Below are 14,068 nucleotides of genomic sequence, written 5' to 3' on the forward strand. Positions count from 1 at the left end.
AACCCCTAAATTTTCAAAGAATAAACTAAAGCCCTGCGCGTGCGTCAGCCTCAGCAATCAGTTTGACACGTCGGTTCAATAATCGACTCCAGTTTTCCAATGAGAATACGTGAGCAAAAATGAAGGACAGGTATCCCTTCTGATGCAAATCGCTCAAATCAGATGCAGACAACAGATTGAGCTTGTCTACGTCTACCGCGAAATAACTACCGATCGATTGAGATTCCTCATTTCCGCCGGCCCTGGCCTGTTGCTCTGATAGCAGGCCCAGCTCCGACAGCGTGTCGCTGAACTCTTTGGTTCTGCGACGCTCGGCCTCAAACTGGCCGCAAAATTCGACCATTTGTTGGGTTTGTGCCGATAAGCCATCGCTATCAAAGAAAGGGGTCTCAAAATCCTCGACGATGGCTTTGGCGGCGCGATCAATCACAATAGCAAACTGGTCATCAGGACCCATCGCCGTAGCGAACGGATGCCGCCTCAGATAAGAAGGAATATAAGCGCCTGCTTCCCACTGCCCGTTTTCATCTGTAAACATGTTTCGATCTTTCATGAGCGACAATACCGCCAAAGGCACTCCATTTTCCTTGCTGGAAAAAACCACAGGGTAAAACTTTTGTGCAGAACTTATCTCAGAAGCCACCAGCGGCACCGACCGTATTCCGGCAGCGAACTCAAACGGCTTATCGATGCCTCGCCAGCCCAGCTTTCCGTGATCCTCCCTGTTCAGAAACTCTGGCTGCTCATAGAGAAACATTGTTCCCTTGGGCGCTCTAATGCCCGCTGTTGCGCCTGCTTGCGAAGAGTCTGTCATGTCTGCTTATTCCCGAGATTAATTAAGCTAAATGATACCCTCTCGCGTCTTCGGTGGCATCTGTTCAATCGCATCTGGTGATGACTGCTATAAGCGCAGTGCATGCAACGCCCAACCCACTAGCGCGGGATCCTGGTCTCCTACAAACTGCTCATCGATACTAACACTACCAAACCCCGCTTCGATGGCTGCCATCTGCAATAATGAAGCGCTGGCTTCATCTAAAGCTGCACTGCGCAATTGAGAAAGGCGAACTGACTCGGCAACCAAACGCTGCTCCATGCCGGAAGCCAGAGCCAGGGCCCGCTCAGGAAACGACTGGCGATCATCTATAACCCGACTTATGCCCGCCATAATCTGCCCCGAAATGTGCTTCGATTTGCCCGCCGGATCATCTAGATAATCGCGACCCGCAGCCTCTAAATCTCTCAGCTCACCCTGCTCTCGCACAAACCGCTTAAGATGTTCAATCAATCCATCAGGGCGTGTTAACGCTTCTATTTCTGCGATCACCGTCTCCGCCGGGCGCACGATTCCACTTTCGTTATGATGCAGCAACAGGCGCATGGGTGCGCCGGGTTTCAAGACCCTTGCAGCTTCGCGTAAGGCCAGAGACTGTGGGGCATACTCTAGCCCGAATTGACTGGTTACCCCGTCAAACCGGGCATCGTCGAACGGTAAATCGCAGATATCTGTTTCCGGGAAAAACTGTACTTCACCCAAGGTGTCGAATTTTTCTGCCAGTCTTTCAGGCGCAATATCTGCCAGATCGACAGCGCTGATAGACAAACTTGTGTTAGCTGCCAGAAGAGCAACTGGCACTGCACCGTTGCCGCTCGCGAGGTCTAACAGCTGTGCACCTTGAGCCATACCCTTGGCAAATTCCGCCCAGAACTCATCAATATATGTCTGGTCTTTTGCATCCTGCGACGCGATGCAGCTGTATAAATTTCCGCTCTGCCAATAAAGAGTCCACGGGTTTTCCGAGGTCATACCTGATCCTGCACGCTAATAAAGTTCATCTAAAAAAAGTCATCGATTAAAGCACGGTTGTATTAAGTCGATACCGCTTCAGTGGGCCACAGATTAACCCAATTCATGCACCAGAGTAGAGCATCAATGCACTTGTTTAAGCTCCCAGAGAACTGGCCGAATGTTATTGCCCGACCTACACACTGCACCGCCGACCCTGCAGTGAACAAGAGACAGCACCACGGCAGTTTAATCTGTGCGATGTAGACAAGCGGGGGCGAGACAACTTACCCTCTATTGGTTTCAACATCCGTCACGTCGCCTCTCCCTACAGACTCGAAAAAGGAATGAGCTTTGGACACACTCACCGCATTTGTGACGCTGCTTTTCGTCATGGACCCACTGGGCAACATTCCCGTGTTTCTATCCATCCTCAAGGATGTTGATGAAAAGCGCCGCCAATGGATTTTAGCCAGAGAATTGTTAATAGCACTAGTGGTGCTGCTTGTCTTCTTGTGGGGCGGAGAAGCAGTGCTCAATTTGCTGGGTTTGCGTCAAGAGTCCATTAGTATTGCGGGCGCAATCATCTTGTTCCTGATCGCCATACGCATGATCTTCCCCAGCCCCTATGGCCTGATGGGTGAGCAACCAGAGGGTGAGCCCTTTATCGTGCCGTTAGCCATTCCCATGGTTGCCGGGCCATCTGCCCTCGCCATCTCGATGTTGATGGTAACCTCCGACCCCAATCGCATGTTTGACTGGACGCTGGCACTGGTTGGCGCCTGGGCAGCGTCTGCGGTTATTTTGATGAGCGCGCCAATATTACTCAAAGCACTGGGCAATCGAGGCCTGATCGCTGTTGAGCGACTCATGGGCATGTTATTGGTCATTATCTCGGTACAAATGTTCTTCGAAGGAGTTGAAAGCTTTCTGCATCTTCAGGCCGGTGGAGCTGGTTAACGGCCGACACCAAATGCCGGCTGCAAGTCATTAAACAGCCTTAACTGCTGCTGCGACTATAGCTGCGCATGTCCATAGCCCTTCACCCAGATCGGTTAGATGTAAGAAGACACCATAAGCTTGCAGCTACAGGTGTTTTATTGCGCTAGGGAGCATGCCGAAAATGCAGGTTCAATGTCACTGGGATGGCAGTACTGATCGTTTTAAGCCCAGCTATCTCTCTCAGTGCCTCAATACCGTCCGCAAGACCAAAATCAGCCGCACGCAGCAGCAGTGGCCTGGAACTGATAACGCGCAGGCTGCCGCCGTCACTAAACACGGTGACAGCAACTGCAAGTTCTTGCTCCAGCCCGTGCAAACTCAGCGTAACGGGAATTTCAGTGCCCACTGTTCCACCCTCGATGACCGCCGCCAAAACCGCCGGATCTACATCCGCTGATATTCTGGCACTGGGAAACTCTGCCGTTTCAAATAGCAGCTTTTGCATACGCTCGTTGCGAATAGGAACCTGGGTTTCTACGCTGTTCAGGTCTATGTTCAACTGCACATTGCCGGTCTTGCCAATATAGCCAACCAGCGAAGTGAAGCTGTGGGTTTCAGCGATGGCCGCGTTTTTCATCGAGATAAAATTGATGCTGGACCTTTCGCCATCGAGCTCCCACTGCGCCGCAGCCTGCGCAGCTGTAAGCAAACCAATTAACAGCAACCCCATGTTCCAAATGACGCTTTTCATTTTAACCCTCTTGTCAGTGATTACCGCCACGATGCAGGCGCTACCAGCCCCTATCCTAGCCCTCGCAACAGCATCAACCAAGTATTACCCGGCCAATTGTTATATTCGAATTTACATATATATGTTAATTCGTATATGATGCGCAGCCGTTTTAGAGGAGCCTTCATGAGCCCACTGTCACTATTTAAATGCCTGGCGGACGAAACCCGGCTAAAAACTGTATTGCTGGTTCACTCCGAGGGCGAGCTCTGTGTGTGTGAGCTCACCGCTGCGCTCAATACCAGCCAGCCAAAGGTATCTCGCCACCTGGCGCAGCTACGCGACAGCGGCCTGCTTAACACCAGACGGGAGGGACAATGGATCTATTACGCTATTGATGAGTCGCTACCCGAATGGGCCAGAGCCATTATCACCGCCACTGCTAATGACAATCTCGAACTGACTGCCAGTGGCTGCACGCGGCTCAAGGATATGGGCTCCCGGCCTCAACGCAACAGCAAGCTATGTTGTGACGCCGCATGAAGCTTTTATTTATTTGCACCCATAACCGCTGCCGCAGCATTATTGCTGAGGCGGTGACCAATCAATACGGACAAGGCGCACTTGAGGCCCGATCTGCAGGTAGCCAGCCATCGGGGCAAGTCCATCCTCTTTCGATCAAGTACCTGCAACAAGCTGCAATAGACACATCGGGCCTGCAGAGCCAGTCCTGGGATGAACATGAGGCGTGGCAGCCCGATGCAGTGATCACTGTCTGTGATCAAGCAGCTGCAGAGCACTGCCCGCTATGGTTTGGCAATTCACTGAAGGCGCACTGGGGGCTGGCCGACCCCTCGCGTCTAGACGGCAACGAGGAAGAACTCGCCTGCGCGTTTAAGCAAACTATTTCAACACTGCGCGTGCGCATTGAGACACTGCTGTCCTCCAACCTACAGTCTATGGACAACGCTAAGCGGCTTGCACTACTAAACGCTTTAGGAACAGACTAATGGGAATTTTTGAACGCTACCTCAGCCTCTGGGTCGGCCTTTGCATTGTCGCCGGGGTAGTATTAGGGAACCTCTCCCCCTCTACTTTCGCCCAGATTGCCCGCTGGGAATACGCCCACGTTAATTTGCTGGTGGCCGTACTAATCTGGTTAATGATCTACCCGATGATGATTCAGGTGGACTTCTCGGCAATCAAAGATATCGGCAAAAAGCCGAAAGGGCTGGCACTAACCCTGACGATCAACTGGCTGGTTAAACCCTTCACCATGGCGGCTATCGGTTGGTTATTCTTCAAGGTATTTTTCGCCAGCTGGGTCGACCCGCAAACTGCCAACGAGTACATCGCCGGCATGATTTTGTTGGGAGTAGCGCCCTGCACAGCCATGGTCTTTGTTTGGAGCCAGCTCACTCAGGGCGACCCCAACTACACATTGGTACAGGTGTCGGTTAACGACATCATCATGATTTTCGCATTCGCACCGATTACGGCATTTTTGCTGGGGGTCACTGACATCACCGTGCCCTGGGAAACACTGCTGCTGTCTGTGGGTCTTTATGTTGTGCTGCCTCTTCTAGCGGGCTACCTGACCCGGCGCTTTCTGCACAATCAGGTTTCCGTGCTTGTGCAACGGCTGAAGCCATTGTCCGTCATGGGCTTACTCGCCACAGTGGTGCTGCTATTTGGCTTTCAGGCACAGACCATTATTGCCAATCCAGAAAGCATCGTAATGATCGCTATACCACTGCTGATTCAAACCTATGGCATCTTCTTTATTGCCTACCTGGCTGCAAAGCGCATGCAGTTGCCCCACAACGTGGCGGCGCCTGCGGCGATGATTGGCACCAGTAATTTCTTTGAGCTGGCGGTAGCGGTCGCGATCTCGCTGTTTGGCCTGCACTCTGGCGCTGCGCTGGCCACCGTTGTTGGCGTGCTGGTGGAAGTTCCCGTTATGTTATCGCTGGTGAAGTTCGCCAATAACACCCGACACTGGTTTCCTTCTGCAGCCAGCCAGTCCTGACGCCTTACTCTTTAAATGAAAAAATGAAATCCCATGCAAAACTTACCTAACATTGTCGCCGAACAAACGGTTACTCCTACGCAAGGTAATCTGACACCCAGGACACATTCAACTCACCCTCCGTGAATATTGCTTCTGTACGGATCATTGCGCGAGCGCTCCTTCAGTCGGCTGGTAGTGGAAGAAAGCGCCCGGCTATTGGAAGAGCTGGTGAAGTTTACTTTGTTGACTCGGGATAATGCCGAGTTTCTGGTGGACAGGTATTCCGAGCGCAAGGAGTCAGCGGAAAAAGTGACAAGGTGCTGTTAATCGGCCGGTTATGTAAGCTTACTCCGAATCCGGCCTCGACTTTTGTTTACCTAACGCTTTATCGCTTCCCAGCGAGCCTGTAACTCAGTCGCTCCCAATGCATCCAGGGTTGCTATATTTCGCTCCGGTATGCCTGCTGGGTCGGGGAAATCTGCTAACGCCCTCTCCAGCATATCTTCTCTAATAAGATGAATAGTCGGCCAGGGTGAACGGTTGCTGAAATGGCTGGCGGCGTCTTGCGGCTCGCCTTCGAACTGATAATTTGGGTGAAAGCTTGCCAACTGCACAATGCCCGTCAGGCCAGACTGGTATACGAGCTCCTGAACATGATCCAGAAACGCCAAGTAGTCATCGAAATCAGCCAATGCGCCGGTGAATACCAGCAAGCTGGTCGCTGTTTCAGTTTCGGGCGTCGACTGCAGTCGATCCAGTTCAGTAAGAACGAAGGCTTGCAGAGGCTGATCGTTCGCGTCCTCGCACACGGCAACACGCAGTTGTTCGGAGCCCAGCAGCGGCTTGGCAAAGGGGCAAAGGTTCAGCCCCACCACAAACTCTTCGAGCCAGCGGCGGGTCTGTTGCTCTGCGCGCCTTGAATCAGGCATTGGGCCTGTCTCAGGCCATAATGGCCGGCAGTTCCTTTTGCAGTGCCATTTTCTGTTTGGTGGCCTCGCCGGTAAGGGCAAAACCAAGCAAGGCTCCGCTAGCGTCGCGGAACTCAGCTTTCACGTTGCAGCCATCGGCCTCAACCGCCCATTCGCCCTCAGCACCCTGAGCGGGTGGCGCAACGGACACTGGACAGGCGGGAACCTTGATTGTCACCGGCATGGCTGGATAGCTCACCTGGGTAGGTTCGCCACTTAAGGTCTTGGCCAAAGCGCGAGCCTGAGCCATCAAAGGTGCAACATATACCAGGACGTGGCCATCCACTTCAGCACAGTCACCCATGGCATAAACGTTGGGAGCGCTAGTCTCCAGCAAACGATTTGTCACAACACCTCGGTTGATGTCGATGCCTGATTCCTGGGCCAGTGCAGTTTGCGGGCGTACGCCCACCGCTGAAACCACCAGGTCAGCGCTAATAATCTCACCATTGTTGAGGCTGACGCTAACACCGTTCTCCGCATTGTTAACGGCGGTGACCAGTGGCCCGAAATGGAACTTGGCGCCCTTTTCTTCCAGTGCGGTTTGCACGGCCCTGCCCGCAGGCTCTGGCAGTAATGTCGGCAAACAGTACCCCAGGGGATCGACGGTTTCAGTTTCGAAACCACCATTAATCAGGTCATTGGTGTACTCACAGCCAATCAAGCCGCCGCCAATCAGGCAAACTTTCCTGACGTCGTTTTTCTTCATTGCTGCGCGGAAATCATCGTAGTCCAGCAAATCATTGACGGAGTAGACCTTGTCCAGCGCATCTCCTTCGATGGGCGGACGAATCACGTCGGCTCCCAATGCCAACACCAATTTACTGTAGTGCACAGCGGTTTCTGCGTCTCCCACTTTAATCAGCTGATTGACCGTGTCTATACCGCTGACTTTCGTCATGGTCCAGACGCTGGCCTTGAGCATGCGGCCCATACTGCCCGCGTCCATCTGCGCCAGGTCGTCGGTAGACATGTCCTTGGTATAGCCTGTCGACAACATCGGCTTGGAATAGGAGCGGCCATCGTCGGATGTAATCAGGATCAGGGGGGTGTCCTGATCGTGCTTGCGGAACTCTTTGGCCAGACCATAACCTGCAAGACCGGTACCGATAATCACCACCGGCGCATGAACCTCATCAACAACTGGTTCCTCGTGGTGTGGTGTGGCGTCTACCGGAGACTCCTCCAGCAACTCAAAGTCTTCCTTGCCGACACCGCAATCAGGGCAGAGCCAATCTTCGGGTACGTCTTCCCACTTGGTTCCCGGCGCAATGCCGTCATCAGGCCAGCCTTCTTTTTCGTCATAAATAAGGCCACAGACAATACATTCCCATCTACTCATCGTCGTTCTCGCTTGCTCTCTCTAATTCTGGAAAGTCCTTCCCCACCGGTCACTTAAAGGCTCAGGGAAAAACAAAAATTGGGGAGGCAACACTATAGGGTTGTGTGAAAATTGTGCAAGGGCAATCTGTACTCTCCGGGATGGCAAATTAAGCCAGCTTGCGCCTTGCAAGGGGCACTCCGATAACGCATCCTCGCCTTGCCATGACTCAACACCACCCCCCTGCCAATGCCCACCCCCTTCGCGCTAGCCACCGTGTCGGTGTTGAACCCCTTTGGCGTCCGGTAAAACAGCTGACAACGGGTGCACTGGACCCAAACGTTCGCCGCTGGCTATTGGATGATGGCTCGCTCACCGGCAGGCTAATTGATCAGCAACGCGGACGCTTTCAGGTACTGCGGCTCTACCAGGGCTGGGAGGTGCCGCTAGCCTCCGAGCGCCGGTTGCTTCAGATTGGGCATCGACAGCTGGCTATTATTCGCGAAGTTGCGCTTCGGCAGGGGGACAACGCTGTGGTGTTCGCTCGCAGCGTTTTGCCGATCTCCAGCCTGACCGGTAGTTTGGCTCACCTGCGACGGTTGCAGAACAGACCGCTGGGGGCCATTTTGTTCAAAAATGCCGCTATGCGCCGCAGCCCTTTTGAAGTGGCACGCATTGGAGGGGACTGCGACTACATACCTGCACCGCTGCACCAGCAGGATGACGCCTGGGCCCGCCGTTCACGGTTCTCGATACGGGACGCCAACCTCATGGTGAGCGAGGTGTTCCTGAAAGATTTTAGCCCCTGGTCGGCGGTACTGCCCGTGCACCGCACCCAGCGAGGAAAAGTCAGCGCTGCAATTGTTGGCCCGAAACAGTAAGCTTAGGTCTTGATCCCCCAGACGCACCAAAAATGTTGGCTCAACCCAAATTCCAGGCACTACTGCAACTGATTCGCTTTGACAAGCCGATTGGAACTTTGCTGCTGCTATGGCCCACGCTATGGGCGCTATGGATTGCCGCAGATGGAATGCCAGACTGGGATTTGCTGATTATATTCACCCTGGGCACCTTCCTGATGCGGTCTGCCGGGTGTGTGATCAACGACCTGGCAGACCGCCACTGGGACGGCGATGTTGGCCGCACCTCGCAGCGACCGCTGGTCACAGGCGCTGTTTCGGCGACAGAGGCGAGATTGCTGTTCATCGGCTTGCTTGCAGCTGCCTTTGTGCTGGTCCTGTTCACCAACCCATTGACGGTTAAGCTGTCTTTCATCGCCGTAGCACTGGCGTCTACTTATCCCTTTATGAAACGGTATACGAACCTGCCGCAGGTAGTATTGGGGGCAGCGTTCTCCTGGAGTATCCCCATGGCTTTCGCCGCCCAAACGGGAGATCTGCCGGCTAATTTATGGTTACTTTATTTAGCCAATTTGCTTTGGACGATGGCCTATGACACCAAATACGCCATGGTCGACAGGGAAGACGACCTGACAGTGGGTATTAAATCTACCGCCATCTTGTTTGGCCAACATGACCGACTCATTATTGGTTTATTGCAAACCACCTTTCTCATCCTGATGGTGATCGCAGGTGATCGCTTCAGTCTGCACATGCCTTATTACGCTGCATTGGTCGGAGCGGCTGCCTTGTGCGTATATCATCAATACCTGATACGCGAACGTGAACGCGACGCCTGCTTCAAGGCCTTCCTGCACAACAACTGGGTGGGCGCTGTCATTTTTGCAGGTCTGGTCCTTAACTTCGCCCTCTAACCCCGGAACCGCGGTGCCATTAAACGCTGAATTTATTACCAGCATGTCTCAAGTCGACCCAGATGAATGGGAGCGGCTGTGTGGCATCGACTATCCGTTTCTGCGCCACCAGTTTTTGCTGGGCATGGAAGAGTCTGGCTGCACTACCGCAGAGAACGGCTGGCAACCCTGCCATATGCTTCTGCGGGATGACCAGCGCGCCGTTGCCGCCATGCCCCTTTATCTCAAGTCCCATTCCTACGGAGAGTACGTATTCGACTGGTCCTGGTCACAGGCATGGGAGCAAAACGGCCTGCGCTACTATCCGAAGTTGGTCAGTGCAATACCCTTCACGCCAGCCACCGGCCCCAGGCTTTGCCATTTGCCAGAACTCAGTTCTGAAGAAGCATGGTCCATCAGCATTCGCGCTCTGGAACAGTTCTCCCGGCAGCAGGAGTTATCCAGCTGGCACCTGCTATTTCCACAGGAAGCTGTGTCTGAGGATTTGCTGGAGCTCGGGATACATCAAAGGCGAGCGACCCAGTTTCATTGGTTCAATAACGGCTACGAGACATTCGATGATTTCCTCGCAGAGTTCAGCAGTCGTAAGCGGAAATCGCTTAAGCGCGAGCGCAGGAGAGTACAGGAACAAGGTCTACAACTGATAACACTGGTCGGCGATGACATTGGCGAGCAAAACTGGGAACGCTTTCATCACTTCTATCAATACACTTATGCGAAACGCAGTGGTCACGGCGGTTACCTGACCCGGGAGTTCTTCACCCAAGTGGCTGCAGCCATGGGCGACCAGGTAATCATGGTATTGGCGCAAAAGGACGGTGAGCCGGTCGCTGGCGCTCTCTATTTCCGCTCGGCTGACACGCTTTACGGCCGTTACTGGGGGTGTGAACAGGAATTTGACTGTTTGCACTTCGAGGCGTGCTATTACCAGGGCATTGAATTTTGTATCGAGCACGGCATAAAGCGGTTCGATCCGGGCGCTCAGGGCGAACACAAAATTCAACGCGGGTTTCGTCCTGTCGCAACGTTTTCAAATCACTGGATCGCAGACTCCAAACTGTCTGCTGCAGTAGGGGACTTCACTCGCAGGGAAAAGCCGCACAATGAAGCCTATCTCAAGGACGCTGCCACACTATTACCTTTCAAACAGTAGCCGGCGATCAGTCTTTGCGCCAAACCAGCAGGCGATTGTTGGCCGGCATCTCAATATCCTCTCTCAATTCAAAGCCGGCATTGCTGGCCAGTGCGTCCACCTTTTCAAAATCCCGAATTGCGCTGACAGGTGATTGCTGCGCCAGTCGCTGGTCAAACCGGGCATTGCTTGGAGCAGTGTATTGCCCGCCATAATTGAACGGTCCGTAGATGACCAACAAGGTGTTGGCACGAGCCCGGTCACCCAGCTCCCCAAACAAGGCCTCTACCGAGCTCCAGGGCATGATATGCAAACTATTGGCGCTGAACAGTGCGTCGGGGATTGCCTCCACAGGCCAGGGCCTGTCGCTGACATCCAACGCTTTAGGTGGAAGAAGATTAGCGCCCGAGTATTGCGAGCAGCGGGGTTTCAGGATTTCAATGTGCTGCGCCATTTCTGTGGGCTGCCATTGCAGAAACGGCATCTGGGCGCTGAACCAGGTGGCGTGCTGACCCGTGCCCGAGGCCATTTCCAGCACGTCCCTGCAAGAGACAAAAACTCGCGAAAGAACGTCGAGAATAGGCCCCTTGTTATTCTCGCAGGCCTGGGAATACGGCAGTGAACACATCAGCGGTCTACTTGCCGCCGGGTGCCTCGTCGCGGGTAAACACCCAATCCCTGGCGGTGGATTCAGCCTTATTAAACCGATAGCCGTCGACTCGGAATTTCTTTATTCCGTCTGGCTCGTTTAATTCCTTATCGATAATGAAGCGAGCCATCTGTCCCCGGGCTTTCTTGGCATAAAAGCTGATGATTTTATATTTACCATTCTTCAGGTCCTTGAACACAGGCGTAATAATCTCACCTTCTAACTGTTTTGCTTTCACTGACTTGAAGTATTCATTGGACGCCAGGTTGACCAGCACTGCAGAGCCCGACTTTTTCAACTGCTTGTTGACCGCATGGGATATGTCATCGCCCCAATACTCATAGAGGTTCTTGCCGCCGCGGTTGGCAAACTTCAGGCCCATTTCCAATCGATAGGGCTGCATCAGATCCAGGGGTCGCAGCAGGCCATAAAGCCCTGACAGGATACTCAGGTGCTTTTGGGCAAAGCCCAATTGAGCCGTATTCAATGTTTCTGCTTCCAGGCCCGTGTAAACATCTCCCTTAAATGCCAGGATCGACTGCTTGGCATTATCGAGACTGAATGGCGCTGACCAATTCATAAATCTGGCGTGGTTTAGTTCAGCAATATTTTCGCTCACGCCCATCAGCCCGCGTATATCGTCCGGGCTCATTTCCCGGGCGTCGGCCACCAGCTCACCGGCACGCTCCAGAAATAAAGGCTGGGTCGTTTTGCGGGTTGTAGGTGGTGTATCAAAATCCAGCGTTTTAGCTGGAGAAATCACAGTCAGCATAGCATTTCGCCTGTCTTGAGTCGCTGGGCTATGGGGTGTCCCCATTCCCAAAGAGGCTATGATACTCTGCACACCGACTAATAAAAAAGACCTGATTATCATGTCGTTTGTGCACAAGCTGGTGCAAACCATAGACGCATTCACAGATCGCTCCGGCCGCGTGCTGGCCTGGTTGGCGCTGGCCATGGCATTACTGATCACCGCGATCGTAATAATGCGCTATGGATTCAATACCGGCTCCATTTTTTCCCAGGAGCTGGTTACCTACATGCACGCAACGCTATTCATGTTGGGTACCGCCTACGCGCTCAAGCACGGCGCCCATGTTCGAGTCGATATTTTCTATCGTCAGTTCTCCGCCAGGGGCAAATCATGGATAAACGCGCTGGGTGGCGTAGTTTTCCTGATTCCGCTTTGCCTGTTTATCGTCGGTGTTAGCTGGAACTTCGTCAATGAATCGTGGGCCATGCGAGAAACCTCCTCTGAGCTGGGCGGCATCGCTGCCGTATATTTATTAAAGGCACTGATACCCCTGATGGGCATTAATCTGCTACTCCAGGCCCTGGCAGAAACCCTGCGCAGCACCTTAGAGCTGGTCGAGGGTAATACCTGACTATGGAATATCTTTCCCTCTACCTATTCCTGGGTGTCTGCCTGCTATTAATGCTGGGTTACCCTGTGGCCTTCACCTTGGCAGGCACTGCCCTGGTCTTCGCTGTAGGGGGCATTCTCAGCGGTGTTTTTGATGCTAGCTTTTTAGCGGCATTTCCAGGCCGTGTCTTTGGCACTATTAACAACACCACCTTAATCGCCGTACCCCTCTTCATTCTTATGGGAACGATTCTGGAAAAATCCCGCATCGCCGAAGAGCTGCTCGACAGCATGTCCAAGTTGTTCGGGGCCATGAGAGGCGGCCTGGGTATATCGGTCGTTGTGGTGGGTATGTTTCTTGCTGCCAGTACCGGGATTGTTGGCGCCACTGTCGTCACAATGGGCTTGTTATCACTGCCCAGCATGCTCCGCGCAGGCTACAGCCCCTCACTTGCCACGGGCACGATATGTGCCACTGGAACGCTGGGACAAATTATTCCCCCATCCATTGCCCTGGTACTGCTGGGAGACATTCTCGCCAATGCTTATCAGCAAGCGCAGTTAAAAATGAATGTGTTCTCGCCAAAAACGGTTTCTGTAGGCGACTTGTTCATGGGGGCACTAATTCCAGGCCTGGTGCTGGTTGCGCTATATATTCTCTACCTTGTGGTCTATGCCAAACTCAACCCCGAAGCAGCACCCCCGGCAGAACAGGGAGAGGTGTCTGTCGGCGATATCGTCCGCGGCTTAGTGCCTCCATTACTGCTTATTGCTTCGGTATTGGGTTCCATATTGCTGGGGGCAGCCACGCCAACAGAAGCGGCGGGCTTTGGTGCCGCAGGCGCTTTGTTGTTAGCACTGATCAGGGGTCAAATGAACGTGCAGCGATTGCGCGAAGCGGTAATAAGCACCATGGAAGTCACCTGCATGGTATTTATGATCCTGATTGGTGCGGCAATATTTTCGCTGGTCTTTCGTGGCTTTGGCGGAGAAGAACTGATCCACAGCTTCTTTGTGGCAATGCCCGGTGGTGTCATGGGGGCAACGCTGGTGGTGATGTTGGTGATTTTCCTGTTGGGATTCATCCTCGACTTCATCGAAATTACCTTCGTGGTTGTCCCCATCGTGGGCCCCATCCTGCTAGCCATGGGCCTGGATCCGGTTTGGCTGGGCATTATGATTGCCCTCAACCTGCAAACTTCATTCCTCACGCCACCGTTTGGTTTTGCCCTGTTTTACCTGCGCGGGGTGGCTCCGGAGTCGGTACCCACCGGGGCTATCTACCGCGGGGTAGTACCCTTTATACTCATTCAGTTATCGCTGATGGCAGCGCTATGGATCTGGCCGCAAATGGCTACCTGGCTGCCCTCACTAATGCAGCGCTAGCAAAGC

Annotated in this window: 16 protein-coding genes; 9 read left to right on the top strand and 7 right to left on the bottom strand. The window is 53.4% G+C overall.

From position 1 onward, the window contains the following. Nucleotides 1-25: 25 nt before the first annotated feature. The gene (locus EYC87_RS08575; RefSeq protein WP_007230471.1) at nucleotides 26-814 is read right to left on the bottom strand and encodes a SapC family protein; all 789 of its coding nucleotides are present in this window, start codon (nucleotides 812-814) and stop codon (nucleotides 26-28) included. An 87-nt stretch (nucleotides 815-901) separates the two neighbouring features. Next, the gene (locus EYC87_RS08580) at nucleotides 902-1,807 is read right to left on the bottom strand and encodes a class I SAM-dependent methyltransferase (protein ID WP_279252514.1); all 906 of its coding nucleotides are present in this window, start codon (nucleotides 1,805-1,807) and stop codon (nucleotides 902-904) included. A gap of 333 nt (nucleotides 1,808-2,140) precedes the next feature. Here EYC87_RS08580 and EYC87_RS08585 point away from each other — a divergent pair, with 333 nt between their 5' ends. Further along, nucleotides 2,141-2,746, top strand: a complete 606-nt coding sequence (locus EYC87_RS08585) for a YhgN family NAAT transporter (RefSeq protein WP_279252515.1) — start codon at nucleotides 2,141-2,143, stop codon at nucleotides 2,744-2,746. A gap of 145 nt (nucleotides 2,747-2,891) precedes the next feature. Here EYC87_RS08585 and EYC87_RS08590 read toward each other — a convergent pair whose 3' ends face one another. After that, entirely contained in the window at nucleotides 2,892-3,479 is a 588-nt protein-coding gene (locus EYC87_RS08590; protein WP_279252516.1) for a YceI family protein, read from the bottom strand. 165 nt (nucleotides 3,480-3,644) lie between these two features. Between EYC87_RS08590 and EYC87_RS08595 the strand changes: the two genes are divergently transcribed. Genes EYC87_RS08595 through arsB form a run of 3 tightly spaced genes read left to right on the top strand, consistent with a single transcriptional unit; the run spans nucleotide 3,645 to nucleotide 5,487 of the window. Continuing rightward, entirely contained in the window at nucleotides 3,645-4,001 is a 357-nt protein-coding gene (locus tag EYC87_RS08595) for a metalloregulator ArsR/SmtB family transcription factor (RefSeq protein ID WP_279252517.1), read from the top strand. Then, nucleotides 3,998-4,468 carry an arsenate reductase ArsC gene (locus tag EYC87_RS08600; protein WP_279252518.1) on the top strand — a complete coding sequence of 157 codons (471 nt, stop codon included), beginning with the start codon at nucleotides 3,998-4,000 and terminating at the stop codon, nucleotides 4,466-4,468. Before EYC87_RS08595 ends, EYC87_RS08600 begins: the two co-directional genes overlap by 4 nt. Beyond that, entirely contained in the window at nucleotides 4,468-5,487 is a 1,020-nt protein-coding gene (gene arsB, locus EYC87_RS08605; protein ID WP_279252519.1) for an ACR3 family arsenite efflux transporter, read from the top strand. The genes EYC87_RS08600 and arsB overlap by 1 nt, the downstream gene beginning before the upstream one ends. Before the next feature lie 359 nt (nucleotides 5,488-5,846). On the opposite strand, the gene EYC87_RS08615 is transcribed toward arsB, so the two are convergent. After that, nucleotides 5,847-6,398, bottom strand: coding sequence for a DUF1415 domain-containing protein (locus tag EYC87_RS08615; protein ID WP_279252520.1), 552 nt, complete (start codon nucleotides 6,396-6,398; stop codon nucleotides 5,847-5,849). 10 nt (nucleotides 6,399-6,408) lie between these two features. Then, nucleotides 6,409-7,779, bottom strand: coding sequence for an FAD-dependent oxidoreductase (locus tag EYC87_RS08620; protein WP_279252521.1), 1,371 nt, complete (start codon nucleotides 7,777-7,779; stop codon nucleotides 6,409-6,411). Nucleotides 7,780-7,982: 203 nt separating this feature from the next. Here EYC87_RS08620 and EYC87_RS08625 point away from each other — a divergent pair, with 203 nt between their 5' ends. From EYC87_RS08625 to EYC87_RS08635, 3 genes are read left to right on the top strand one after another with little or no spacing between them, the layout of a single operon-like run. Then, the gene (locus EYC87_RS08625) at nucleotides 7,983-8,639 is read left to right on the top strand and encodes a chorismate--pyruvate lyase family protein (RefSeq protein WP_279252522.1); all 657 of its coding nucleotides are present in this window, start codon (nucleotides 7,983-7,985) and stop codon (nucleotides 8,637-8,639) included. Between the two features lie 32 nt (nucleotides 8,640-8,671). Next, a complete protein-coding gene (gene ubiA / locus EYC87_RS08630; RefSeq protein ID WP_279252523.1) occupies nucleotides 8,672-9,532 on the top strand; it encodes a 4-hydroxybenzoate octaprenyltransferase in 861 nt (286 codons plus the stop codon). Nucleotides 9,533-9,545: 13 nt separating this feature from the next. Continuing rightward, complete coding sequence (locus EYC87_RS08635) at nucleotides 9,546-10,685, top strand: GNAT family N-acetyltransferase (RefSeq protein ID WP_279252524.1); 1,140 nt, start codon at nucleotides 9,546-9,548, stop codon at nucleotides 10,683-10,685. A 7-nt stretch (nucleotides 10,686-10,692) separates the two neighbouring features. Here the strand turns inward: EYC87_RS08635 and EYC87_RS08640 are convergent, their stop codons facing one another. Together EYC87_RS08640 and yaaA are read right to left on the bottom strand one after the other, a co-directional pair. Further along, the gene (locus tag EYC87_RS08640) at nucleotides 10,693-11,292 is read right to left on the bottom strand and encodes a DUF938 domain-containing protein (RefSeq protein WP_279252525.1); all 600 of its coding nucleotides are present in this window, start codon (nucleotides 11,290-11,292) and stop codon (nucleotides 10,693-10,695) included. A 7-nt stretch (nucleotides 11,293-11,299) separates the two neighbouring features. Continuing rightward, on the bottom strand, nucleotides 11,300-12,085 hold the full coding sequence (gene yaaA, locus EYC87_RS08645) for a peroxide stress protein YaaA (protein WP_007230479.1): 786 nt from the start codon (nucleotides 12,083-12,085) through the stop codon (nucleotides 11,300-11,302). A 100-nt stretch (nucleotides 12,086-12,185) separates the two neighbouring features. On the opposite strand from yaaA, the gene EYC87_RS08650 reads away from it, so the two are divergent. Together EYC87_RS08650 and EYC87_RS08655 are read left to right on the top strand one after the other, a co-directional pair. Continuing rightward, nucleotides 12,186-12,698, top strand: coding sequence for a TRAP transporter small permease subunit (locus EYC87_RS08650; RefSeq protein WP_040542483.1), 513 nt, complete (start codon nucleotides 12,186-12,188; stop codon nucleotides 12,696-12,698). Between the two features lie 2 nt (nucleotides 12,699-12,700). Continuing rightward, complete coding sequence (locus EYC87_RS08655; protein ID WP_279252526.1) at nucleotides 12,701-14,062, top strand: TRAP transporter large permease; 1,362 nt, start codon at nucleotides 12,701-12,703, stop codon at nucleotides 14,060-14,062. Nucleotides 14,063-14,068 lie beyond the last annotated feature (6 nt).

It is taken from the genome of Candidatus Seongchinamella marina (genome assembly GCF_026262685.1).
In the GTDB taxonomy this organism is placed as follows: domain Bacteria; phylum Pseudomonadota; class Gammaproteobacteria; order Pseudomonadales; family Halieaceae; genus Halioglobus; species Halioglobus marinus.